The sequence below is a fragment of the Rhodoferax sp. GW822-FHT02D07 genome (assembly GCF_058802405.1).
On the sequence record NZ_JBXAOD010000002.1, the window covers coordinates 508,359 to 531,168 of the forward strand.

Here is a 22,810-nt window from a genome sequence, read left to right on the forward strand (position 1 = left end):
AGGCGATTGTAGAAACTAATTGGCGGGCGTCTGGTCTACAAGGACATCAACCGCACCGTCAGCAAGGGTTGCACGCAAGCGCTGGCCCTGCTGCAGATACGCAGCCTGCGTGACGGCCTGTCCGGACGCATCGGTCAGCCAGGCATAGCCCCGGCGCAAAACCAGGCGGGGATCGAGCAGCTCCAGCCGCAAACCGGCCTGGTCCACGCGCGTCTGCTGGGCCTGCAACGCGCGCTGCAGGCTGGGCCGCAGGCGCTCCTGCTGGCGCTGTACAGCGGCCTGCTTCCATTGCACGCCGCTGAGCACGGCGTGCTGCATGCGATGCTGCAAACCGGTCAGACCCGCCATGCGCTGCGCCACCAGGGATGAGGGCCGGCCCAGACGCGCGCTCACACTGTCGAGGCGCTGCGACTGCCGGTCCAGCACGCGACCCAGCATCGTTTGCAAGCGCTCCTGCTGGCTCTCCACCAGATCCAGCAACTGCTCGGTCGCCGGGCTCACCATCTCGGCTGCCGCCGTCGGGGTAGGGGCACGCACATCGGCCACAAAATCTGCAATCGTGAAATCCGTCTCGTGCCCCACCCCGCTGAGCACAGGCACCGGGCTGGCGACGATGGTGCGCGCCAAGTGCTCGTCATTGAAGGCCCAGAGGTCCTCCATGGAGCCCCCACCACGCACCAGCAGGATGGCATCCAGGCCCTGGGCATGGTGGTAGTCATAGAGGGAATCGAGCGCCTGCACCAGTTGGGCTGCAGCGCCCTCCCCCTGCACCAATGATGGCGCCAGCACCACCTCCAGGTGCGGCGCTCGCCGGCGCAACGCTGTCACCACATCGTGCAGGGCCGCGGCGCCCAGCGAGGTGACCAGGCCGATGCGGCGCGGCACGGCGGGCAAGGGGCGCTTGCGCGCAGCATCGAACAAGCCCTCGGCTTCGAGCTGAGCCTTGAGCCGCATGAACTGCTCGAACAGATTGCCCTGGCCCTGGCGCGTCATGCTCTCCACGATGAGCTGCAGGTCGCCACGCGGGCCGTAGATATCCAGACGCCCGGTCAACTCGACCAGCTCGCCCTCACGAGGTGCGAAGTCCAGTAGCGACGCCGCGCGCTTGAACATGGCGCAGCGCAGCTGGGCCTGGGCGTCCTTGAGTGTGAAGTAGCAATGGCCGCTGCTGGCCCGCGTGAAGCTGGCCAACTCGCCGCTCACGCGTACCGGGTTGAAGCGCGCGTCCAGCGTATCGGCCAGCGCGCGGCATAGGGCCGAAACGGGCCATACCCGCCGCGCGGGCAACTCGCTGTCAAACGCTGGCACGCGCCATGCTCCGGTCGGCGCCAGCGCACCAAGCGGCGTAGCAAGTCATTGAATGGATTGGGTTTTTCACTGCTGTATTTGTCATCAAACTGTTGGCACCCGCATGCTGTCGTGCTGGCAGCATGCCGGGGCGGCACTTGCCCACACAGTTATCCACAATTTCTGTGCAGAGTGGGCTTGGCGGGGTACGCCATAATCGGCCAGCTTTTTATCTGCGTGGGGTATCACTCTTGTTTTCCATCATACAAGCCGCGGGCTGGCCCATCTGGCCATTGATTGCCTGCTCCATCCTGGCATTGGCCATCGTGATCGAACGTTTCATCAGCCTCAAGGCCAGCAAGGTGGCGCCTCCCCGTCTGCTTGAAGAAGTGCTCAGCGTCACCCGCACCAGCGTGCCTGCGCCCGACGTGGTGAGCCAGCTGGAAAAGAACTCCGCCCTGGGCGAGGTGCTTGCCAGCGGCCTGCGTGCCGTCAATGCCGACCCGCAGATCTCCGAAGACGATGTGCGCGCCACCATGGAGGGCGCGGGCCGCCGCGTCAGCCAGCGGCTGGAGCAATACCTCAGCGCCCTGGGCACCATCGCCTCAGCCGCACCGCTGATGGGCCTGTTTGGCACCGTGGTGGGCATGATTGAAATCTTCGGCTCCCAGGCCCCGGGCGGCAGCACCGGCGGCAACCCGGCCCAGCTGGCGCACGGCATCTCGATTGCGCTCTACAACACCGCCTTCGGCCTGATCGTGGCAATTCCCTCGCTGATCTTCTGGCGCTACTTCCGTGCCCGTGTCGATGGCTACCTGCTCACGCTGGAACTGGCCGCCGAGCACCTGAGCCGCCACCTCAAGGCGATGCGCAAGTAAGCCGAGCACGCAGGAGCCGCCACACCATGAACTTCCGCCCCCGCCGCCACGAAGAGCCCGAGATCAACCTCATCCCCTTCATCGACGTGCTGCTGGTCGTGCTCATCTTCCTGATGCTGTCGACCACCTACAGCAAGTTCACCGAACTGCAGCTCAAATTGCCCGTGGCGGATACCGACGCCCAGCGCGACTACCCCAAGGAACTGATCGTCGCGGTCAGCGCCGATGGCGCCTACAGCATCAACCACACCCCCGTGGCGGGCCGCAACCTCGACAACCTGGCCGTGGCGCTGACCGAGAACGCCAAGGCCGGCAAGGACACCGTGGTCATCATCAGCGCCGACGCGAGTGCCAAGCACCAGGCCGTCGTCACCGTCATGGAAGCCGCGCGCCGCGCCGGCCTCAACCAGATCACCTTCGCCACCCAATCCTCCGCCCAGGCGGGCGGCAAATAAGCCATGGTCGCAGGCCTGCAACAGGCCTTGCTGCGGGCCTGGACAGGCCGCGGCGTACTGGCTTGGGCTCTCACTCCCCTCGCCCTGATTTACGCAACCCTGCTCGCATTGCGCCGCCTGGCCTACCGCCGCCAGTGGCTACGCAGCGAGCGCGTGGGCGTGCCCGTGCTGGTGGTGGGCAATGTGGTGGCTGGAGGCGCCGGCAAGACGCCTACCGTGCTGGGCGTGGTGGCGCATCTGCAGGCCCGAGGCTGGCAGGTCGGCATTGTGTCGCGCGGCTACGGACGCAAGGGGCACGGCTGCCAGGCCGTGGAATCACACTCCAGCCCTGCCGAGGTGGGTGATGAACCCCTGCTGTTGCAGCGCAAGACCGGGGTGCCCGTCTTTGTCGGACGCAAACGTGCCGAAGCGGCGCGCGCCCTGCTGGCCGCCCACCCGCAAACCCAGCTGATCGTCTGCGATGATGGCCTGCAGCACTACGCGCTGTACCGTGATGTAGAGATTTGTGTGCTGGACGGCCGCGGCACCGGCAACGGCTGGCTGCTCCCCGCCGGCCCGCTGCGCGAGCCCTGGCCTTTGCAGCCCTTGGTACAGGCAGGCCAGCGCGGCAACACCTTGCTGCTGCAAACCGGCGCCAGCGCGCTGCCCGGCTACTTGGCCGAGCGCCGTTTGGCCACGTACAGCGTGGGCATCGACGGTGATGCGCAACCACTCAGCGCCCTGACAGCACCCGGTGCACCGCCGGTAATGGCGGTGGCAGGCATTGCCCAACCCGAAACCTTTTTCAGCATGCTGCGGGCCAGCGGCCTCGTTTTGCAGAAAACCCTGGCGCTGCCGGATCACTATGATTTTGATAGCTGGTCGCGCACTATCGACGGGGGCTACACCGTTATTTGCACCGAAAAAGATGCGATCAAGCTCTGGCAGCATGTCCCCACGGCACGCGCCGTGCCCCTGCTGCAGACAGCGCCCCCCGCGTTCTACGCCGCGCTGGACCGCGCCCTCCAAGCCCACCGACCTGCCCCGGTATCATCCTCCCATGGACACCCGACTTCTTGAACTGCTGGTCTGCCCCGTGACCAAGGGCCCCCTGGAATACAACCGCGACGCGCAGGAGCTCATCTCGCGCAGCGCCCGCCTGGCCTACCCGGTGCGCGACGGCATCCCCATCCTGCTTGAAAACGAAGCGCGCGAACTGAGCGACGCCGAACTGGGCCAGTGAGCACCATGGGTTTCACCGTCCTCATCCCTGCCCGCTTGGCCTCGACCCGTCTCCCCAACAAGCCCTTGGCCGACTTGGGCGGCATCCCCATGGTGGTGCGTGTGGCCCAGCGTGTGCGAGAAGGCGTGCCGCAAGCCAGCCAGGTGGTTGTCGCAGCAGACAGCGAATCGATTCTGGAAGCCTGCGCTGCCCATGGCGTGCAAGCCATCCTCACGCGACAAGACCACCCTTCCGGCAGTGACCGCCTGGCCGAGGCCTGCGACATCCTCGGCCTGACCGACGACGAGATCGTCGTCAACGTCCAGGGCGACGAACCGCTGATGGACCCCGATCTGGTGCAGGCCGTGGCAAGCATTCTGCAGGCCACCCCCGAGGCCAGCATGGGTACCGCCGCCCACCACATTACCGAGCTGGCAGACTTTGCCAGCCCCAATGTGGTCAAGGTCGTACACGACGCCAACCACCTGGCCCTGTACTTCAGCCGTGCGCCCATCAGCTGGTGGCGCGATGGTTTCGCCAATGGCATCAGCAGCCTGCCCTCCCCGGCACCGCTGCGCCACATCGGCATCTACTCGTACCGTGTCGGCTTTCTGCGCGAATTTCCACGCCTGCCGCAGGCCCCCATCGAAGTGCTGGAGGCGCTGGAACAGCTGCGCGCGCTTTGGCATGGTCACCGCATCGCAGTGCATGTGAGCGAGCATGCCCCCGGCCCCGGCGTGGACACGCCCGAAGACCTGGCACGGGTGCGTGCCATCCTCGCGGGAATGGCCCCCAAGCTGTAAGTTAAGCGCGGGGCAGCCCGTGCTATTCTCCAAGGCTGTACGCGCAAGAAAAAATGCACCAGCAAGGTGCCACGAACGCGCCAAGGTTTTGTTTTATCCGAGGTTATCCATGAGACTGATTCTGTTGGGCGCACCTGGCGCTGGCAAAGGCACGCAAGCCACCTTCATCTGTCAAAAGTACGGAATCCCACAGATTTCGACCGGCGACATGCTGCGCGCTGCCGTGAAGGCCGGCACACCGCTGGGCCTGCAGGCCGACGCAGTCATGAAGTCCGGCGGTCTCGTCAGCGACGACCTCATCATCAATCTCGTCAAGGAACGTATCAATCAGCCCGACTGCGCCAAGGGTTTCCTGTTTGACGGCTTCCCCCGCACCATCCCCCAGGCCGATGCCATGAAGGCGGCCGGTGTGGCACTGGACTATGTGGTCGAAATCGACGTGCCCTTTGACGCCATCATCGAACGCATGAGCGGCCGCCGCTCACACCCCGCGTCAGGCCGTACCTACCACGTCAAGTTCAACCCGCCCAAGGTCGAAGGCAAGGACGACGTGACCGGCGAGCCCCTGATCCAGCGCGATGACGACAAGGAAGAAACTGTGAAGAAGCGCCTGGACGTGTACAGCGCCCAGACCCGCCCCCTGGTCGAGTACTACTCCCAATGGGCCGCCAAGGACCCCGCCAGCGCCCCCAAGTACCGCGCTATCAGCGGCATGGGCGATGTCAACGCCATCACGGCGCGCGTGTTCGAGGCCCTGGCCAAGTAAGCGCCCAGATTGCCCCATGAAAAAAGCCCGCTGACGCGGCTTTTTTTACGCCAGCAGGGAAAGCATGAGCGCAATGCGCGCCTTCACAGGCGGCAGACCCACGGCAGCCAGCGCCGCCGGCGCCGGCCCCGGCACCAGCTGACCGCGCGCGCAGCGGCTGGTACGCAACACGCGAATGCCCTGCGCCTGCGCCTCCAGCAGAGCCGCCTCCAGCTCGGTGTGCAAGGTGCCATTGCCGGTCCCTGCCACCACCAGACCGCGCAGTGGCGACTCGGGCACAGGTGTGCACAGGCCGCGCACCGCATGGGCACTCGCTCCTGCGTAGTTCATGAGTACTTCCACACGCGGCCAGTGTTCGGTATTGAGCTGGGCCAGGGCAGGTAGCGCCAGGCCCGTGGGCTGGGGCTTCCAGGTGGCAAACCAGCGCACCCGCCCTTCTTCGACCACGCCCATGGGGCCAACGTCGCCGGAATCAAAGGCATCGACCCGGTAGGTATGGACCTTCTGCACATGGCGCGCAGCATGGACGGACCCGGCGCATACCACCCACACCCCTGCCGTCCCGCTACAAGCCACAGCCACGGCATCGAGCAGGTTCTGCGGGCCATCCGGCACCAGCGCCGAGGCCGGCCGCATCGCGCAGGTCAGCACCAGCGGCTTGCCGTGCAACTGCGCCGGCGCCAGCATCTGCTCCAGAAAAAACGCCGTTTCCTCCAGCGTGTCCGTTCCGTGGGTCACCACCACAGCATCCACCGACGCATCGGCCAGATGCTGGGCGCAACGCTGCGCCAGGCTGCGCCAGACTGCAAACGACATGTCCTTGCTGTCGATCTGCGCCAGTTGCTCGGTCTGCAGGCTGCGCTCTGCCAGCTGCGCATCCAGCCCGGGAATCGCCTGCAGCAGATCGGCCACAGCCACCTGCCCCGCTGTATAGCCCACGTTGTCTCCGGCCTGGCGCGACTGGCCGGCAATCGTGCCACCGGTTCCCAACACCACTATTTTTTTAAGCATGCCAACACATCTTTCTTGCAAATTCTTCAAAACTGTTTAAAAATACAGTTACTGGATGAGAAAACAGTGTGTACAGACACACAGCCAGCACCGACCCACACAGAAGGAGTCAGTATGCTCGAAAGTCCCAAGCTCACCGCCCGCCAACAACAGATTCTGGACCTGATCCAAGGCGCTATCGCACGCACCGGCGCCCCGCCCACGCGCGCCGAAATCGCCAGTGAACTGGGCTTCAAGTCGGCCAACGCCGCCGAAGAGCATCTGCAGGCCCTGGCCCGCAAGGGCGTCATCGAGCTGGTCAGCGGCACCTCCCGCGGCATCCGCCTCAAGGGCGATGTACTGCGCTCCATGCAAGAGTCGCGCATGAAGCAGTTTGCCCTGCCCATTCCCGGCCTGGCCCAGCTCGCGCTCCCTCTCATTGGCCGTGTGGCCGCTGGCTCCCCCATCCTGGCCCAAGAGCATGTGGACCAGACCTATTACGTGGAAAACAGCCTGTTCCAGCGCCAGCCCGACTACCTGCTCAAGGTGCGCGGCATGTCCATGCGCGACGCCGGCATCATGGACGGCGACCTGTTGGCCGTGCAAGCCACAAAGGACGCCAAGAACGGCCAGATCGTCGTGGCCCGCCTTGGGGAGGAAGTCACCGTCAAGCGCTTCCGCCGCAACAAGCACCTCATCGAACTGCACCCCGAGAACCCGGACTACCAGACCATCGTGGTCGAGCCCGGCGAGCCTTTCGAAATTGAAGGCCTCGCCGTAGGGCTGATTCGTAACACCATGTTGATGTAAACCCACCAGGACGAAGACCATGCACACCGCCGCCATCAAACCGGACTTCTGGACACCCCTGCGCCAATGGGTGCACGCCCTCTGGCCGGAAGCCCGCAAGTCACCCGCCCTGCACCCCGGTGCTACGCCCAACAACAGCTGCCGCGCTCCTCAATTGATAGCTTCTCGCGCACTATCCACGGGGGCCAGCACCGAAAAATGCATGAACAACAAGCCGCTGCGCGTCGTGCGGGTGGTAGAAAGTGGCCAAGCACGCACCGCCGTGGGGCGCATGGTCATCTCCGGCCGCATGGCCGACGTCTGCGCCGAACTGGACCGCCTGGCCGCCTGCGAAGCTGCGTAACAACAGCGGGGCAAATTTGCCCTTTTGGCGGCAGCGTGCGCCACATCCCAAGGCACAATGGCATGCATGAATATCGTGATTCTGGATGACTATCAGGACGCCGTTCGCAAGCTGCAATGCTCAGCCAAGCTGGATGCCTTCCCTGCCAAGGTGTACACCAACACAGTCAAAGGCCTGGGCCAGTTGTCCATCCGGCTCAAGGATGCCGACATCATCGTCCTGATCCGCGAGCGCACCCAGATCACCCGCTCCCTCATCGACAAACTCCCCCGCCTCAAGCTGATCGCCCAAACCGGCCGGGCCGGTTCTCACATCGATGTGCAAGCCTGCACGGAACGCGGTATCGCTGTGGCAGAAGGCGTGGGCTCCCCCATCGCCCCCGCCGAATTGACCTGGGCCCTGATCATGGCTGCCATGCGCCGCCTGCCCCAGTACATTGGCAACCTCAAACACGGCGCCTGGCAACAATCGGGGCTCAAGGCGGGCTCCATGCCCTCCAACTTCGGACTCGGCAGCGTGCTGCGCGACAAGACCCTGGGTGTCTGGGGCTACGGACGCATTGGCCAGCTGGTGGCGGGCTACGGGCGCGCCTTTGGCATGCAGGTAGTCATCTGGGGTAGTGAAGCTTCGCGCCAGCGTGCCCAACAGGATGGATTCCTGGCCGCCGACAGCCGTGAAGATTTCTTCTCCCGCAGCGACGTACTGACCCTGCATCTGCGCCTCAATGAAAGCACCCGTGGCATCGTCACTGCGGCCGACCTGGCCTGCATGAAGAGCACGGCACTGCTGGTAAATACATCCCGGGCGGAGCTTTTGGAGACTGACGCCCTGATTGGTGCCCTCAACCGGGGCCGCCCGGGCATGGCCGCGGTGGACGTGTTTGAAACCGAACCCATCCTGCAAGGCCACGCCCTGCTGCGACTGGAGAACTGCATATGCACCCCCCATATCGGCTATGTGGAGCAGGACAGCTACGAGATGTACTTCGGCGCTGCCTTTGACAATGTGGTGAATTTCATCAAGGGCACGCCCTCCAACATCATCAACCCCGGCGCCCTGCAGGTTCGCCGCTGAGCGCAACAAGCCGCGCATTGCGGCGCCGCGCCTCGGGGACTTAACGGCGTGGCGGTGTCAGCGGCGGCGTGAGTGACAGGCCGGACGCATCAAAGTCGATAAGGTTGTCCTGCGGCTGCGCGGGCGCAGGGGCAGAGTCCGACAAATCCAGATCAATGTCCATGGCCGGTGGCAAATCCACCGTAGGCAGTGCAGCTTCCACAGGCGCGGGGCCGGTTTCAGCCGCAGCTGGCACCAATGGCTCTGCTGGCTTGGCTGCGCTGAACGGTGCCACGGCACTGCTGACCTCGCCCGATAGGCGCGTCACCAGCGCATGCAGCAGCAACAGGTCCCGGAAAGCCTCCAGATCGAAACGCACATCTGCAGCGGCATCCCGCTCGCGCACCAAACACTTCTCGATGAAATCCAGCGCCGCCTTGCTGGGCCAGACAGATGCGATGTGCGAGCACAGCTCGGGATATGCCTCCAACCCCTGACCGGACTCATTGAACTGCGCATAGGGAGGCACCTGCCCGGTAAACAGCGCGTTGAACTCATCACGGTAACGGTCAAACGCATCCTTGCGGCTCAGCGTGTGCAGCGCCTTGAGCAGGTCCAGGTAGACCAGCGGATTGGATTCCTCGTGGTCCGCAATGTTGTGCTCCAGCAGAGAGATGGCCTCGTCGTACTGACCCAAGGTCATGAAGAATTCGGCCTGCTGGCGCACGTCCAGCACTTCCTGCGTATTGATGGAGCGCAGCGAACCGGACATGCTGGGCGAAAAATCGCGCAGCCCCATCATGCGGGAAGACGGCCGATCCAGTGAAGGGGCAGGCGCAGCAGGCACCACGGGGGATGGCGGGTCCAGGTCATCCAGATGCAGGTCAATGTCCACATCCGCCAGTGGTGCCGATACGGGGACCACCAAGCCCTGGGTCCGCAGAGGCTGCGCGGCAGGTACCGCAGCAGGAACCGACATATCCGGTTGGGCAACACCTGACGCAGGAGCCTCCGACTTGGTGTCGCGCTCCATCGGCGTATGCACCGAGTCACCTTGGCCACTCCACCAAGGCGCATCTCCGGCATTGCGCAATTTGCGCCAAAACCACAACATGCCACCCGCCAATGCCAGCAGGGCTGCAGCCAATGCGTAAATCAACGGATTGGCATATTTCTCGGCCTCGGACTTCTCCAGACGGCCCAGCAACGCCTGCATCTGGCGCTGGTTCTGTGCACTCAGCTCACTCAGCTTGCCGACGTTCTGTTCCAGCCCCTGAAGTCGGGCGGCATCGCGCAGGACTTCTTCCGGCGTCAGATTCAGGCTCTTCCAGAGCGCGGAGGCAGCCAGGCGTTTCTGGACATCTTCCACGGGTGGCGCAATCAGTTCGGAAGACGACTTGAGTGCCGGCTCCCAATCCTGCGAAAGATCCAGCGGTGTCAATTTCAGGCGTGGCTTGCTGCCTTGCGCCTTGGCCACGGGTACCGGCGCCGGCACATCGCTGCGTACCGGTGCCTTGCGCGCGGGTTTGCTCGCTACCGTGGCGGCCGGAGTACTGCCAGTACTGGCAGCCGGCGCAGTGGAGGCTGCTGGCGGAGGCACCGTCACGGGTGCGACTGCTGGGGGGCGGGTCGCCGGGCCGGGCACTGCGCTTTGTACAGGCGGGCTGACCTCGGACGCCAAATCTGCCAGCATCACATAACGGCGCGAGGTGGATACACCGCAACCTGTGCGGACATAAACGGAGACCACAGGCTCATCCACCGGCACGCGCGACACGATGCGCACCGCGGTGGGCTGACCGGAGGCATTGAGCTCCGGGCTGACGGATACACGGGAAGATTCCTGCCGGATGTCACCGTAGAACACATCGGCCTCAAAGCACAGCGCACTGCCATCCTCGTCCGGCGCCAGCTGCACAGGCACGGTAACCTGGAATGGTTGCCCCAGCAGGGCTGCACCACGCGCACGGCCCAATGTGAGCGCACTACTCTCCAATGCCGCGCACAGGAGCATCGCCGCGAGGGCGCAATGTTTGAGTGAAAAGTCCGGCTTCATTGATTTTGTTGATTCTCGCATACCCCAAACACGCTCAAAAGCTATCGTACGAGGGAACAAGGCGCGCTATTTGGAGCATCGCGGCACCGGAAGATTCCGCCCATTCAGTGAACGCGCGGATGCACCTGGCCAACAGCCGTTTGCGCATGGCCTCGCAGGCAGACACACTGGTGACAACCCCCGGGCGTCTCTATGGTCACGGGGGTGACAATGTGCGCTCGATTTCCCTTCCGCAAGTCACGCAAAAGACAGGCCATGGACGAACCCATTCTTACCATTGATGAACGTTCTGCAATCAATGCAGGGCGCTGGTTTTCAACCCTTTCCCCATCGCTCAAACACGACATTCTTCGATGCGCCTACGTCAAACGTTACAAGGACGGCGAGCTGATCGCAGCGCGCGGCGAGCCGCCCGAGGAATGGATTGCCTGCGCCAAGGGCGCGGTGCGGGTGAGCTCCACATCCATCTCGGGCAAGCAGATCACGCTGACCTATGTGGAGCCGGGCATCTGGTTTGGCGACGTGGCGATCTTCGATGGAGACCGCCGCACGCACGACGCCTACGCGCATGGGGACAGCACCATCCTCTGCGTAGCCAAAGCAGACTTCCGCAAGATCCTGGCCACCCATGTGGAACTCTACGAAGCCATGCTTCGCCTGCATGCGCGCCGCATTCGCCAGCTCTACGGACTGGTGGAAGACCTCAACACCCTGCCCCTGCGCGCGCGCCTGGCCAAGCAATTGCTGCACCTAGTGCGCAGCTATGGCGTGCCTTCGCTCAGCGATGCCAGCGAAGTGCGCATCGGCCTGCAACTGGCGCAGGAGGAGCTGGCGCAGTTGTTGGGCGCCTCGCGCCAACGCGTGAACCAGGAACTCAAGGCCATGGAGCGCGAGGATGCCATCCGCATCGAGCCCGGTGGTTTGGTCGTTCGCAACCGCGCTGCTTTGATGCACATCATTGACGCAGACGACTGATTTTCCTTTTCATCCTGATTGCACTGCATGAGCGATTTCGACCACTTTGTGGGTACCCGTTCCGTCTCGGGCCAGCACGCCTTTGACATTGCCGCGCTGGATACCTGGCTACGGGCGAACTTGCCCGGCTATGCCGGACCGCTGGAGGTCGAAATGTTCAAGGGCGGGCAATCCAACCCCACCTACAAGCTGAACACACCGGGCAAAAGCTATGTGATGCGCGCCAAACCCGGGCCAGTGGCCAAGCTGCTGCCTTCGGCGCACGCCATTGAGCGCGAGTTTGCGGTGATGCAAGGTCTGCACGGCACCGATGTGCCCGTACCCCGCATGCACTGCCTGTGTGAGGATGAGTCGATCATTGGCCGTGCCTTCTACGTCATGGAGTTCGTGCAGGGCCGCGTGCTGTGGGACCAGTCACTGCCAGGCATGACGCCCGCCCAGCGCGGCACCATGTACCAGGAAATGAACCGCGTGATTGCTGCGCTGCACTCGGTGAAGTTTGCAGAACGCGGCTTGGCAAGCTATGGCAAGCCGGGCAACTACTTCGAGCGACAGATCGGCCGCTGGAGTAAACAATACCAAGCCTCCATTACCCAGCCCATCCCAGAAATGGACCAACTCATGGAGTGGCTGCCGCAGAACATTCCGGCCATGGCGCGCGACGATAGCCTGGTGAGCATCGTGCATGGTGACTTCCGGCTCGACAACCTCATGTTCCACCCCGACGAGCCACGCGTCATCGGTGTGCTGGACTGGGAGCTGTCCACCCTGGGCCACCCCCTGGCCGACTTCAGCTACCACTGCATGGCCTGGCATATCCCGCCCGGCGCCTTCCGCGGCATTGGCGGGCTGGACCTGCCCGCGTTGGGCATTCCCTCGGAAGACGAGTACATCGGCCTGTACTGCGAGCGCACCGGCCTGGCCACACCCGCGCAACTCAAGGCCGACTGGAATTTCTACATGGCCTACAACATGTTCCGTATTGCGGCCATCCTGCAGGGCATTGCCAAGCGCGTGGAAGCTGGCACGGCCTCCAGCGCCCAGGCCGTGAGCTCCGCCGCTGGTGCCCGCCCTCTCGCCCAGCTGGCCTGGAAATTCGCCCGCAAGGCCTGAGTCACCCTGCCCCACACGCCACGACACGCCCCTTTCCCCGGAGACTCCATGGATTTCGACTACTCCCCCAAGACCAAGGACCTGCAGGCCCGTCTGCAAAAGTTCATGGATGAGCACATTTACCCGGCCGAGGCGGCTTACCACGCCGAGATCGCCGCCAACACGGCCGCAGGCAAGCGCTGGACACCGCTCAGGACGATTGAAGACCTCAAGCCCAAAGCCCAGGCGGCCGGGCTGTGGAACCTATTCCTGCCGGTGGACAGCGCCGAAGCCTCGGGCTACCACGGCGCGGGCCTGACCAACCAGGAGTACGCGCCCTTGGCCGAAATCATGGGCCGCGTCATGTGGTCCAGCGAGGTGTTCAACTGCTCTGCGCCCGACACCGGCAATATGGAAACCATCGCACGCTATGGCTCCGAGGAGAACAAGGAGCGCTGGCTCAAGCCCCTGCTCGAAGGCAAGATCCGCTCGGCCTTTGCCATGACCGAGCCCGATGTGGCCTCCAGCGATGCCACCAACATTGCCACCCGCATTGAGCGCCAGGGCGACGAGTACGTGATCAACGGCAGCAAGTGGTGGATTTCCGGCGCCGGCGACCCACGCTGCGCGGTCTACATCACCATGGGTAAAACCGATCCCGAAGCGCCCCGCCACTCCCAGCAGAGCATGGTGCTGGTGCCTGCCGACACCAAGGGCATCACCGTGGTGCGCCCGCTCACCGTGTTTGGCTACGACGACGCACCCCACGGCCACATGGAAATGCGGTTTGAGAACGTGCGCGTGCCCGTGGGCAACATCCTGCTCGGCGAAGGCCGCGGCTTCGAGATCGCTCAGGGCCGCTTGGGGCCTGGGCGCATCCACCACTGCATGCGCCTCATCGGTCTGGCCGAGCGTGCACTGGAACTCATGTGCAAGCGCGCCTCCAGCCGCATTGCGTTTGGCAAACCGATTGCCGCGCAGACGGTGACGCAGGAACGCATCGCCGAGGCACGCTGCAAGATCGACATGGCGCGCCTGCTCACGCTCAAGGCTGCCTGGATGATGGATGTGGCGGGCAACAAGTTCGCCAAAAACGAGATCGCGATGATCAAGGTGGTCGCCCCCTCCATGGCTTGCGAAGTCATCGACTGGGCCATCCAGGTGCATGGCGGCGGCGGCATGTGCGACGACTTCCCGCTCGCCTACAGCTACACCTGCGCACGCACCTTGCGATTTGCCGACGGCCCCGATGAGGTACACCGCAACGCCATCGCCAAACTGGAGCTGGGCAAGTACGCACTCAACCCCAAGCCCGTGGATATGCCCATCACACGCGGCTGCTGAAGCACAAAGAGCGGTATTCCGAAGGAACTACCGCTCTTTTTTTGATAGCTGCTTGCGCACTATCCATGGGGGCAAGAGGCCTATTTCATCGAAGATCGACTACCAAGGCGCATTGGGCAGGCCAGACCACAATTCATTGAGGTCGGCGATGCGCCACTTAGCCGGGTCTTCGCGGCTGGCGATCTTGTCGTTCTCGCTGGGCTTGGACAGGTCCACCACCTCAGGTCGGATGCGCAAGTTGGATTTGGTCGAGAAAAACACCTTCACTCGCGGCGTGGTCAGCGACTTGCTGGTCTGCTCTACCACCACACCCAGACGGCCAGAACTCAGCCGTACCAGCGAGCCAATCGGATAAATCCCAAGGCTCTTCACAAAGGCCTGAAACACCTTGCCCTCAAAGTGGCCGTTGGCCCACTCCGCCATCTTGCGCAGCGATTCGGCCGGGTCCCAGCCCGTCTTGTAGGGCCGGTTGGAGGTGATGGCGTCGTACACGTCGCATACCGCTCCCATCTTGGCAAACAGGCTGATTTCATCCGCCTTCAGACCTTTGGGGTAACCCGATCCATCGGTCTTCTCATGGTGGTGCAAACAGACATCCAACACCATGGGGTCCACACCCTTGCTCTCCTTGAGTATGTCGTAGCCGCGTTCAGGGTGGGTCTTGATAATGGCAAACTCTGCATCCGTCAGTTTGCCGGGTTTGTTGAGTACGTCCATGGGCATGGCAGCCTTGCCCAAGTCGTGCATCAGGCCAGCCAATCCCGCCGAACGGGTCTGCGCCTCCTCCAAACCCAACTGCTTGGCCAGCGCCACCATCATGGCGCACACGGCCACGGAGTGCATATAGGTGTAGTCGTCGGCCGTCTTGAGCCGGGCCAGACTGATCAGGGCACCAGGATTGCGTGTCACCGAATCGGTGATCTCTTCCACCATCTGCCGGGCATTGCCCGCGTCCACGGCCTTGCCCATGCGCGCTTCCTGGAACATGGACATGACAGCCTGCTTGGACTGGTAGCAGATCTTGGCCGCGCGCTGCAGCTCCACATCAATGGATACCGGAGCCACCTCGCGCTGGGCCGATACGGCCTGGCGCAGCTCTTCTTCCACCTGTTCTTCGGATTCAGATTCGGTGACGGCCGTTTGCCCTGCGGCGACATCCAGCCCCTTGGAGCTGTCGATCCAGACTTCCTTGATGCTGCTCGCCAGAATCGTCTTGATGTCCTTGGGGTCCGTGATCACGAAGCCGGACCGCCAAAACGGGTGCTCCATCCAGGAACCACAAAATTCCTTGAGGTGCATGCCCACGACCAACTGGCTAACGCTGATTTTCTTGAGCATGGATGGGTTATGGGCTACACGCTACGACACAGGCTCCAACGCCCCTGCAATACGGACAACGACGAGATTTCAGTATAAGGGCGCCCATGCCCCGAACCCAAGAAATTTAGCGGCTCAATGCAAATGGCGTGGCTTGCGCCCACCACCATGACCGCTGCCAAAACCGCCGCCCGATCCGCGCGGTGGTTTGCCAATTTCCAGCGAGCTGACCAAAGCATCAAAGCGTTGGGTAAACAGCTTGTCCACCTCGGCCACCACGCCGCCAAGTTCGGAGCCATCAAAGTGGCGCTCCATAAGATTGATCACGTCCTGCACCAGCAAATCGCGCTGAACTTGCATGATGGAAGCGGGGTTGGGCCCGACAAACAGCACCACAAAGTCATCACGCGAAGTGCTACCCGGCGCCGCCTCTTCCTCGTCGAACTCGGAGTCGTAGAAGGTCACCTCGATGGCGGCACCTGCGTCGGCCAATTCATTGAGGTTCATGCAGACCTCGTCCAGTGTCTGGCGGAAGTCGTCGTCTCCAGCCACCGTCCAGCACATCTGCAGCAAATGCTCATTGGCCTCGAGCTGGATGCCGGGCTCGTCCTCATAGCTGCTCTTGGCACCATCGGTCAGCGAACGCGCTCCCGCGTACTTCCACATGGGCTTGAGCGCGTCCTGCAGCTGGGCAAACGTGACATTGGCACGCAACAGCACCTGGCCATGCACATGGATTTCGAAAGGGGCGTTGTAGTTCGACATAGCAGTAGGTGGTTGGTGCCTGAGACCGGAATCGAACCGGTACGCCCGTTATTCACGAAGCGGCGGATTTTAAGTCCGATGTGTCTACCTATTTCACCACTCAGGCACGTGGGCATATTGTCAAACAAAAACGCCCCGCCAACCGAGGCCGACGAGGCGTTTGCGACCAGACGCATCTGGAGGCGCGGTCCGGAGTCGAACCGGACTAACCGGATTTGCAATCCGGGGCATAACCGCTTTGCTACCGCGCCCTATCCGGAATTCGGCACATCACAGAAGCTGTGAACGCAACCGAATAAAAAAGGGAAGCTGCTGCTTCCCTTTTTTGGAATTGGAGCGGGAAAAGAGTCTCGAACTCTCGACCTCAACCTTGGCAAGGTTGCGCTCTACCAACTGAGCTATTCCCGCATTCTAAGCCTCAAATTATAGCGTACTTTTTGCGCCCCTTGCAAACACCGCCACTTTTTTATCAGTGTTTCACGGACTCGCTCAAAACCACATCGGTCACGGGAGTCGCCACGCCAGCGGCGGGAGCTGCAGCATCGTCCTCAGGCAGGGCCACGGGCTGGGACTCCAGCGCCAGTTCCAGCACCTGGTCGATCCAACGCACCGGCACAATTTCCAGACCGTTCTTTACGTTCTCCGGAATGTCTTGTAGGTCCTTGGCATTCTGCTCGGGAATCAGTACGGTCTTGATGCCGCCACGCAGGGCAGCCAGCAACTTTTCCTTGAGCCCGCCAATCTCTGTGATCTCGCCGCGCAGGGTGATTTCACCCGTCATGGCGACGTCACCGCGCACGGCGATACCCGTCAATGCGGATACAAAGGCCGTGGCCATCGCGGCACCGGCGCTAGGGCCGTCTTTGGGCGTGGCGCCATCGGGCACGTGGATGTGGATGTCCTTCTTCTCGAACACCTCATCCTTGATACCCAGGCGGCGCGAACGACTGCGCACCACGGTGCGTGCGGCCTCTACCGATTCCTTCATCACATCGCCCAGCGAACCGGTGCGCGTGATGATGCCCTTGCCCGGTGTGAGCGCGGCTTCGATGGTCAGCAGATCACCGCCCACCTCGGTCCATGCCAAGCCAACCACCTGGCCCACTTGGTTCTGCTCTTCGGCGCGGCCATAGGTGTACTTGCGCACGCCCAGGAAGTCATTGAGGTTGTCCACGGTGACCTGCACCTGACCCTGCAGCTTCTTGAGCAGCAGGCCCTTGACTACCTTGCGGCAGACCTTGGAGAGCTCACGCTCCAGTGAGCGCACGCCGGCTTCGCGGGTGTAGTAACGCACGATGTCGCGCACGGCGGCCTCAGTCACCAGCAGCTCGCTGTCTTTGACGCCATTGTTCTTCATCTGCTTGGGCAGGAGGTAAGTGATGGCGATATTCGTCTTTTCGTCTTCGGTGTAACCCGAGAGACGAATCACCTCCATGCGGTCCAGCAGTGCCGGCGGAATGTTCATGGAGTTGCTGGTCGCCACGAACATCACATCGCTGAGGTCGTAGTCGACTTCAACATAGTGGTCGCCGAACTTGTTGTTCTGTTCGGGGTCCAGCACTTCCAGTAGCGCGCTGCTGGGATCGCCACGGAAGTCTGTGCCGAGCTTGTCGATTTCGTCGAGCAGGAACAGCGGATTGCGCGTACCAACCTTGGAGAGGCTTTGCAGCACCTTGCCCGGCATGGCGCCGATATAGGTACGGCGGTGGCCGCGGATTTCGGCCTCGTCACGCATGCCACCCAAGGCCATGCGCACATACTTGCGCCCGGTGGCCTTGGCGATGGATTGCCCCAGCGAAGTCTTGCCCACGCCAGGAGGGCCGACCAGGCACAAGATGGGCGCCTTGACCTTGTCCACGCGCTGCTGCACCGCAAGGTATTCCAGGATGCGGTCCTTGACCTTGTCCAGGCCGTAGTGGTCCTGGTTAAGCACGTTCTCGGCGTTCATGAGGTTGTGCTTGATCTTGGTCTTTGCAGTCCAGGGCAGACCGGTCAGCACCTCGATGTAGTTGCGCACCACGGTAGCCTCGGCCGACATGGGCGACATCAGCTTGAGCTTCTTGAGCTCGGCCTCGGCCTTCTTCAAGGCCTCCTTGGGCATCTTGGCGGCCTTGATCTTCTTTTCGATCTCTTCAATGTCGGCGCCGTCTTCGCCCTCACCCAGCTCCTTCTGAATGGCCTTGACCTGCTCGTTGAGGTAGAAGTCGCGCTGGTTCTTCTCCATTTGGCGCTTCACGCGGCCACGGATCTTCTTGTCCACATTGAGGATGTCGACCTCGCGCTCGATCTGCTCGAAGAGGTTTTCCAGCCGGTCCTTGACCTGGGGCAGGCTCAACACGGCCTGCTTGCTATCCAGCTTGAGCGGCAGGTGCGCCGCAATCGTGTCGGCCAGGCGGCCGGCATCGTCAATGCTGGATATGGAAGTGAGTATCTCGGGAGGGATCTTCTTGTTGAGTTTGACGTACTGGTCAAACTGCTGCATCACTGCACGGCGCAAGGCTTCCACTTCGCTGGCCGCCTTACGCGCCTGCTCGGTGTTTTCCTCGGGCACGGCGATGGGTGTCACATTGGCAGTGAAATGCTGCTCGCCCTCCACGATTTCGTTAACCGCGGCACGCTGATGACCTTCGACGAGCACCTTGACCGTGCCGTCGGGCAGTTTGAGCATCTGCAGAATGGTGGAGACACAACCCACGTCGAACATGTCGGAGACCACGGGGTCGTCCTTGGCGGCGGCCTTCTGGGCCACCAGCATGATGCGGCGGTCGGCCTCCATCGCGGCCTCCAGTGCCTTGATGCTCTTGGGGCGGCCCACAAACAGCGGGATCACCATGTGGGGGAAGACCACCACATCGCGCAGCGGCAGCAGTGGCAGATCAAGGGGGGTAGCAGGCAGGGGTGTGTGGCCAGACATGGGGAACCTTTTCGTTACCTGTTGAATATGGACCGGGTTGCCTGAATTTCAAGCGCACTCACATTATGGTTGGCAGAGTCACCCGCAGTATCAGGTGTACTCGCCCAAAAGCCGTGTTTATCGGCCCTTGGGTGGAATAGCGTCAGGCCTTCTTGGCCGATTCGCGGTATACCAGCAGGGGCGGCTTGTTCTCTTCGATGGTGGATTCGTCCACCACCACCTTTTCGACATTCGCAGCAGTAGGCAGCTCGTACATGGTGTCGATGAGCGACTGCTCCAGAATCGAGCGCAGGCCACGTGCACCGGTCTTGCGCACCAGCGCACGGCGGGCAATTGCCTTGAGCGCGGCGGGGCGGATTTCCAGCTCGGCGCCTTCCATGGCCAGCAGCTTGGCGTATTGCTTGACCAGAGCGTTCTTGGGCTCGGTCAGGATCTGCACCAGCGCGTCCTCGGTCAATTCGGCCAAGGTCGCCACCACGGGCATGCGGCCCACCAGTTCGGGGATCAGACCAAACTTGATCAGGTCTTCCGGCTCGACTTCCTTGAACACCTCAGTCAGGGCACGCTGCTGCTTACTCTTCACGGCTGCGCCGAAACCAATGCCGGAGGCCTCGGTGCGGCTCTCAATCACCTTCTCCAAGCCCGCGAACGCACCGCCGCAGATGAACAGGATGTTGGTGGTATCGATCTGCACAAAGTCTTGGTTGGGGTGCTTGCGTCCGCCTTGGGGCGGAACGCTGGCCATGGTGCCTTCGATGAGCTTGAGCAGGGCCTGTTGCACGCCCTCGCCCGACACGTCACGCGTGATGGAGGGGTTGTCGGACTTGCGGGATATCTTGTCGATTTCGTCGATATAGACAATGCCGCGCTGGGCGCGTTCCACATCGTAGTTGCAGCTTTGCAGCAACTTGAGAACGATGTTTTCCACGTCCTCGCCCACGTAACCGGCTTCGGTCAGCGTGGTGGCATCGGCCATCACAAAGGGTACGTCCAGCATCCGCGCGAGCGTCTGCGCCAGCAGCGTTTTGCCAGAACCCGTGGGGCCAATCAGCAAGATGTTGCTCTTGGCCAGCTCGACGTCGTCTTTCTTGGCCTTTTCCTTGTGTTTGAGACGCTTGTAGTGGTTGTACACCGCCACGGCCAGCGTGCGCTTGGCCGGCTCCTGCCCGATCACGTAATTGTCGAGATTCGACTTGATGTCGGCGGGCGTGGGCAATTCGCTGCGTGCGTCTTTGCCTTCGGTGGTCGCCGGCAATTCGTCACGGATGATTTCGTTGCAGAGTTCGATGCATTCATCGCACACAAACACCGAAGGTCCGGCAATCAGCTTTTTGACCTCGTGCTGGCTCTTGCCGCAGAAAGAGCAATACAAGGTTTTTTCGCCGGTTGCGCCTTTTTTCTCGGCCATGTGAGGTCTGCCTTTTTCGCTAAGTTAAGCAATGATAACCAAATAAAAACGGTGCCTTCCGGGCAGAAAGGCACCGTTGGACGGCTCAAAAGCCGGTCAGTCAGGGGCGCTTGGCGATCACCTGGTCCACGAGGCCGTATTCCTTGGCTTCGTCGGCAGACAGGTAGTAGTCACGCTCGGTATCGCGCTCGATTTTTTCCAGCGGCTGGCCGGTGCGCTCGGCGAGGATCTTGTTCAGCTGCTCGCGGGTCTTGAGGATTTCGCGGGCATGAATCTCGATCTCTGTGGCCTGGCCCTGGGTGCCGCCAAGAGGCTGGTGAATCATGACCTTGGAGTTGGGCAGCGAGAAGCGCTTGCCCTTGGCACCTGCGGCCAGCAGGAAGGCGCCCATGCTGGCGGCCATGCCGGTGCACAGGGTGGACACATCGGGCTTGATGAAGTTCATGGTGTCGTAGATCGCCATGCCAGCGCTCACCGAACCGCCGGGGGAATTGATGTAGAAGGAGATGTCCTTGTCGGGGTTCTCGCTCTCCAGGAACAGCAACTGGGCCACCACGAGGTTGGCAGTCTGGTCGTTGACCGGGCCCACCAGGAAGATCACGCGCTCCTTGAGCAGACGTGAATAAATGTCGTAGGAGCGCTCACCACGACCCGACTGCTCGATGACCATGGGGACCATGCCCAAAGCCTGTGTCTCCATCGCACCGGACATTCCATATTTCACGTTCATAAGCTCTCCAAATTGAATGGTGTAACTGTACCGAAAAACGATAGCCTCCAAACAAATGGGGCTTGACCGCCAGACTGCAAGTCCCGCGCAAGCCCCATTTCTGTGTCAGCGTGCAAGCACGCCGGTTCACACGCTTATCAGTTCTGGCCCATCAGCTCGTCGAAAGAGACTGCCTTGGCAGTGACCTTGGCCTTGGACAGCACGAACTCGGTCACATTGTTTTCGATCACGATGGCTTCGACTTCAGCCATGCGACGGTTGTCGCTGAAGTACCATCGGACCACGTCGGCGGGCTTCTCATAGCTGGCAGCCAGCTCATCCACGTGGGCCTTGATCTGCTCGGGCTTGGCGGCCAAGTCATTGGCGCGCACCAGCTCGGCCACCACTAGACCCAGGCGCACACGGCGCTCGGCTTGGGGACGGAAGATGTCATCGGGGATAGGCGCCTTGTCGGCGTCCTTGATGCCGCGTTGCTTCAGATCGGCACGGGCACCTTCGACCATGCGGTCGAGTTCGGCTTGCACACTGGACTTGGGCAGGTCGAGCTCGGCCTTGGCCACGAGCGCATCCATGGCTGCTTGCTTGTTCTTGGCCAGCAGGCGGAACTTGACTTCGCGCTCCAGGTTCTTGCGGATGTCGGCGCGCAGGGCTTCCACGGTGCCTTCGGCAATGCCCAGGGACTTGGCCAGTTCGCCGTCCACGGCGGGCAGGTTGGCAGCTTCGAGCTTCTTCAGGGTCACCAGGAAGTCGGCGGTCTTGCCGGCCACGTCCTTGCCATGGTAGTCAGCGGGGAACGCCAGGGGGAAAGTCTTGCTTTCACCGGTCTTCATGCCGCGGGTCGCGTCTTCGAATTCCTTGAGCATCTGGCCGTCGCCCAAGATGAACTGGAAGTCGTCGGCCTTGCCGCCGGCAAAGGCTTCACCGTCGATCTTGCCTTCGAAGTCCACCGTCACGCGGTCGGTGTCTTGTGCAGCGGTGCCTTGGGCGCGCTGAGCGAAGGTGCGGCGTTGCTTGCGCAGGATTTCGATGGTCTTGTCGATGGCTTCGTCTGTTACTTCGGCGCTGAGCTTTTCGACTTCGGCAGTGGTCAGGTCAGCGATCTTGACTTCGGGGAACACTTCGAACACGGCGTCAAAAGCCACCTGGCCTTCGGGAGCCTTCTCGGCTTCGGTGATCTTGGGTTGGCCAGCCACGCGCAGCTTGGCTTCGTTGGCGGCTTGCGAGAAAGCCTCGCCCACCTTGTCGTTCATGACTTCATAGTGCACCGAGTAGCCATAACGCTGGGCCACCACATTCATGGGCACCTTGCCGGGACGGAAACCGTCCATCTTCACGGTGCGGGCCAGCTTGCGCAGACGGCTGTCCACTTCAGTCTGGATCACGCCCACGGGCAGGGTCAGAGTGATCTTGCGCTCCAGCTTTTCCAGAGTTTCTACGGTAACGGACATGCTTAGCTCCTAAATAGGTGATTTGGCAGGACTTTCACCTGCAGCATCCCGTGGATGCCATTGTGGTTGGTGCGCGGGGGGGGACTCGAACCCCCACACCATTGCTGGCGTCAGGACCTAAACCTGGTGCGTCTACCAATTTCGCCACCCGCGCAAAAAACAACAATGGGTGGCC

At 62.2% G+C, this 22,810-nt stretch carries 21 protein-coding genes and 4 tRNA genes; 12 read left to right on the top strand and 13 right to left on the bottom strand.

Annotation, left to right across the window (positions count from 1 at the left end):
• Positions 1-15: 15 nt before the first annotated feature.
• Positions 16-1,308: an exodeoxyribonuclease VII large subunit gene (xseA, locus tag AC1RNN_RS07025; RefSeq protein WP_493087478.1), complete on the bottom strand. Its 1,293-nt coding sequence runs from the start codon at positions 1,306-1,308 to the stop codon at positions 16-18.
• Between the two features lie 230 nt (positions 1,309-1,538).
• Between xseA and AC1RNN_RS07030 the strand changes: the two genes are divergently transcribed.
• The 6 genes from AC1RNN_RS07030 to adk all read left to right on the top strand — a co-directional run bounded on the left by AC1RNN_RS07030 (position 1,539) and on the right by adk (position 5,390).
• The gene (locus tag AC1RNN_RS07030; RefSeq protein ID WP_493087476.1) at positions 1,539-2,165 is read left to right on the top strand and encodes a MotA/TolQ/ExbB proton channel family protein; all 627 of its coding nucleotides are present in this window, start codon (positions 1,539-1,541) and stop codon (positions 2,163-2,165) included.
• A gap of 26 nt (positions 2,166-2,191) precedes the next feature.
• Positions 2,192-2,620: an ExbD/TolR family protein gene (locus tag AC1RNN_RS07035; protein ID WP_493087474.1), complete on the top strand. Its 429-nt coding sequence runs from the start codon at positions 2,192-2,194 to the stop codon at positions 2,618-2,620.
• A 3-nt stretch (positions 2,621-2,623) separates the two neighbouring features.
• On the top strand, positions 2,624-3,679 hold the full coding sequence (gene lpxK / locus AC1RNN_RS07040) for a tetraacyldisaccharide 4'-kinase (RefSeq protein WP_493087472.1): 1,056 nt from the start codon (positions 2,624-2,626) through the stop codon (positions 3,677-3,679).
• Entirely contained in the window at positions 3,660-3,842 is a 183-nt protein-coding gene (locus AC1RNN_RS07045) for a Trm112 family protein (RefSeq protein ID WP_493087470.1), read from the top strand. The genes lpxK and AC1RNN_RS07045 overlap by 20 nt, the downstream gene beginning before the upstream one ends.
• Positions 3,843-3,847: 5 nt before the next feature.
• On the top strand, positions 3,848-4,624 hold the full coding sequence (gene kdsB, locus AC1RNN_RS07050; protein ID WP_493087468.1) for a 3-deoxy-manno-octulosonate cytidylyltransferase: 777 nt from the start codon (positions 3,848-3,850) through the stop codon (positions 4,622-4,624).
• A 109-nt stretch (positions 4,625-4,733) separates the two neighbouring features.
• Positions 4,734-5,390: an adenylate kinase gene (adk, locus tag AC1RNN_RS07055; RefSeq protein WP_493087466.1), complete on the top strand. Its 657-nt coding sequence runs from the start codon at positions 4,734-4,736 to the stop codon at positions 5,388-5,390.
• 45 nt (positions 5,391-5,435) lie between these two features.
• Here adk and AC1RNN_RS07060 read toward each other — a convergent pair whose 3' ends face one another.
• Complete coding sequence (locus tag AC1RNN_RS07060; protein ID WP_493087464.1) at positions 5,436-6,401, bottom strand: asparaginase; 966 nt, start codon at positions 6,399-6,401, stop codon at positions 5,436-5,438.
• A 114-nt stretch (positions 6,402-6,515) separates the two neighbouring features.
• Here AC1RNN_RS07060 and lexA point away from each other — a divergent pair, with 114 nt between their 5' ends.
• From lexA to AC1RNN_RS07075, 3 genes are all read left to right on the top strand, one after another.
• On the top strand, positions 6,516-7,190 hold the full coding sequence (gene lexA, locus AC1RNN_RS07065; protein WP_493087462.1) for a transcriptional repressor LexA: 675 nt from the start codon (positions 6,516-6,518) through the stop codon (positions 7,188-7,190).
• 19 nt (positions 7,191-7,209) lie between these two features.
• Entirely contained in the window at positions 7,210-7,533 is a 324-nt protein-coding gene (locus AC1RNN_RS07070) for a hypothetical protein (protein ID WP_493087460.1), read from the top strand.
• Positions 7,534-7,599: 66 nt separating this feature from the next.
• Positions 7,600-8,607 (top strand): D-2-hydroxyacid dehydrogenase family protein, encoded by a 1,008-nt coding sequence (locus tag AC1RNN_RS07075; RefSeq protein ID WP_493087458.1) that lies wholly within the window; start codon positions 7,600-7,602, stop codon positions 8,605-8,607.
• A 40-nt stretch (positions 8,608-8,647) separates the two neighbouring features.
• Here the strand turns inward: AC1RNN_RS07075 and AC1RNN_RS07080 are convergent, their stop codons facing one another.
• The gene (locus AC1RNN_RS07080; RefSeq protein ID WP_493087456.1) at positions 8,648-10,600 is read right to left on the bottom strand and encodes a type IV pilus assembly protein FimV; all 1,953 of its coding nucleotides are present in this window, start codon (positions 10,598-10,600) and stop codon (positions 8,648-8,650) included.
• A gap of 297 nt (positions 10,601-10,897) precedes the next feature.
• On the opposite strand from AC1RNN_RS07080, the gene AC1RNN_RS07085 reads away from it, so the two are divergent.
• The 3 genes from AC1RNN_RS07085 to AC1RNN_RS07095 are packed head-to-tail and all read left to right on the top strand — an operon-like array spanning position 10,898 to position 14,053.
• Positions 10,898-11,617, top strand: a complete 720-nt coding sequence (locus AC1RNN_RS07085; RefSeq protein ID WP_493087454.1) for a Crp/Fnr family transcriptional regulator — start codon at positions 10,898-10,900, stop codon at positions 11,615-11,617.
• 27 nt (positions 11,618-11,644) lie between these two features.
• Entirely contained in the window at positions 11,645-12,730 is a 1,086-nt protein-coding gene (locus tag AC1RNN_RS07090; protein ID WP_493087452.1) for a phosphotransferase, read from the top strand.
• Positions 12,731-12,778: 48 nt separating this feature from the next.
• The gene (locus tag AC1RNN_RS07095) at positions 12,779-14,053 is read left to right on the top strand and encodes an acyl-CoA dehydrogenase family protein (RefSeq protein WP_493087451.1); all 1,275 of its coding nucleotides are present in this window, start codon (positions 12,779-12,781) and stop codon (positions 14,051-14,053) included.
• Positions 14,054-14,152: 99 nt separating this feature from the next.
• Here the strand turns inward: AC1RNN_RS07095 and AC1RNN_RS07100 are convergent, their stop codons facing one another.
• From AC1RNN_RS07100 to AC1RNN_RS07145, 10 genes are all read right to left on the bottom strand, one after another.
• Positions 14,153-15,391, bottom strand: coding sequence for a cyclic di-GMP phosphodiesterase (locus AC1RNN_RS07100; RefSeq protein ID WP_493087450.1), 1,239 nt, complete (start codon positions 15,389-15,391; stop codon positions 14,153-14,155).
• 114 nt (positions 15,392-15,505) lie between these two features.
• Positions 15,506-16,135 carry a DUF6806 family protein gene (locus AC1RNN_RS07105; RefSeq protein WP_493087448.1) on the bottom strand — a complete coding sequence of 210 codons (630 nt, stop codon included), beginning with the start codon at positions 16,133-16,135 and terminating at the stop codon, positions 15,506-15,508.
• A 13-nt stretch (positions 16,136-16,148) separates the two neighbouring features.
• A tRNA-Leu gene (locus AC1RNN_RS07110) sits at positions 16,149-16,241 on the bottom strand.
• Between the two features lie 71 nt (positions 16,242-16,312).
• Positions 16,313-16,386: transfer RNA gene (locus AC1RNN_RS07115), tRNA-Cys, on the bottom strand.
• Between the two features lie 81 nt (positions 16,387-16,467).
• Positions 16,468-16,543: transfer RNA gene (locus AC1RNN_RS07120), tRNA-Gly, on the bottom strand.
• Positions 16,544-16,604: 61 nt separating this feature from the next.
• Positions 16,605-19,049 carry an endopeptidase La gene (lon, locus tag AC1RNN_RS07125; RefSeq protein WP_493087446.1) on the bottom strand — a complete coding sequence of 815 codons (2,445 nt, stop codon included), beginning with the start codon at positions 19,047-19,049 and terminating at the stop codon, positions 16,605-16,607.
• A 142-nt stretch (positions 19,050-19,191) separates the two neighbouring features.
• Positions 19,192-20,457, bottom strand: a complete 1,266-nt coding sequence (gene clpX, locus AC1RNN_RS07130; RefSeq protein ID WP_294768169.1) for an ATP-dependent Clp protease ATP-binding subunit ClpX — start codon at positions 20,455-20,457, stop codon at positions 19,192-19,194.
• Between the two features lie 100 nt (positions 20,458-20,557).
• Entirely contained in the window at positions 20,558-21,187 is a 630-nt protein-coding gene (gene clpP / locus AC1RNN_RS07135; protein WP_255413700.1) for an ATP-dependent Clp endopeptidase proteolytic subunit ClpP, read from the bottom strand.
• A gap of 137 nt (positions 21,188-21,324) precedes the next feature.
• Positions 21,325-22,635, bottom strand: coding sequence for a trigger factor (gene tig, locus AC1RNN_RS07140; protein WP_493087443.1), 1,311 nt, complete (start codon positions 22,633-22,635; stop codon positions 21,325-21,327).
• Positions 22,636-22,702: 67 nt separating this feature from the next.
• Positions 22,703-22,789 (bottom strand) — tRNA-Leu (locus tag AC1RNN_RS07145).
• Between the last annotated feature and the right edge of the window lie 21 nt (positions 22,790-22,810).

Excerpts from the sequence above, each read along its gene's own strand:
- AC1RNN_RS07035 (WP_493087474.1), top strand. The coding sequence starts at position 2,192 with ATGAACTTCCGCCCCCGCCGCCACGAAGAGCCCGAGATCAACCTCATC.
- lpxK (WP_493087472.1), top strand. The coding sequence starts at position 2,624 with ATGGTCGCAGGCCTGCAACAGGCCTTGCTGCGGGCCTGGACAGGCCGC.
- AC1RNN_RS07045 (WP_493087470.1), top strand. The coding sequence starts at position 3,660 with ATGGACACCCGACTTCTTGAACTGCTGGTCTGCCCCGTGACCAAGGGC.
- kdsB (WP_493087468.1), top strand. The coding sequence starts at position 3,848 with ATGGGTTTCACCGTCCTCATCCCTGCCCGCTTGGCCTCGACCCGTCTC.
- adk (WP_493087466.1), top strand. The coding sequence starts at position 4,734 with ATGAGACTGATTCTGTTGGGCGCACCTGGCGCTGGCAAAGGCACGCAA.
- AC1RNN_RS07060 (WP_493087464.1), bottom strand. The coding sequence starts at position 6,401 with ATGCTTAAAAAAATAGTGGTGTTGGGAACCGGTGGCACGATTGCCGGC.
- lexA (WP_493087462.1), top strand. The coding sequence starts at position 6,516 with ATGCTCGAAAGTCCCAAGCTCACCGCCCGCCAACAACAGATTCTGGAC.
- AC1RNN_RS07070 (WP_493087460.1), top strand. The coding sequence starts at position 7,210 with ATGCACACCGCCGCCATCAAACCGGACTTCTGGACACCCCTGCGCCAA.
- AC1RNN_RS07075 (WP_493087458.1), top strand. The coding sequence starts at position 7,600 with ATGAATATCGTGATTCTGGATGACTATCAGGACGCCGTTCGCAAGCTG.
- AC1RNN_RS07080 (WP_493087456.1), bottom strand. The coding sequence starts at position 10,600 with ATGCTCCTGTGCGCGGCATTGGAGAGTAGTGCGCTCACATTGGGCCGT.
- AC1RNN_RS07085 (WP_493087454.1), top strand. The coding sequence starts at position 10,898 with ATGGACGAACCCATTCTTACCATTGATGAACGTTCTGCAATCAATGCA.
- AC1RNN_RS07090 (WP_493087452.1), top strand. The coding sequence starts at position 11,645 with ATGAGCGATTTCGACCACTTTGTGGGTACCCGTTCCGTCTCGGGCCAG.
- AC1RNN_RS07095 (WP_493087451.1), top strand. The coding sequence starts at position 12,779 with ATGGATTTCGACTACTCCCCCAAGACCAAGGACCTGCAGGCCCGTCTG.
- AC1RNN_RS07100 (WP_493087450.1), bottom strand. The coding sequence starts at position 15,391 with ATGCTCAAGAAAATCAGCGTTAGCCAGTTGGTCGTGGGCATGCACCTC.
- AC1RNN_RS07105 (WP_493087448.1), bottom strand. The coding sequence starts at position 16,135 with ATGTCGAACTACAACGCCCCTTTCGAAATCCATGTGCATGGCCAGGTG.
- lon (WP_493087446.1), bottom strand. The coding sequence starts at position 19,049 with ATGTCTGGCCACACACCCCTGCCTGCTACCCCCCTTGATCTGCCACTG.
- clpX (WP_294768169.1), bottom strand. The coding sequence starts at position 20,457 with ATGGCCGAGAAAAAAGGCGCAACCGGCGAAAAAACCTTGTATTGCTCT.
- clpP (WP_255413700.1), bottom strand. The coding sequence starts at position 21,187 with ATGAACGTGAAATATGGAATGTCCGGTGCGATGGAGACACAGGCTTTG.
- tig (WP_493087443.1), bottom strand. The coding sequence starts at position 22,635 with ATGTCCGTTACCGTAGAAACTCTGGAAAAGCTGGAGCGCAAGATCACT.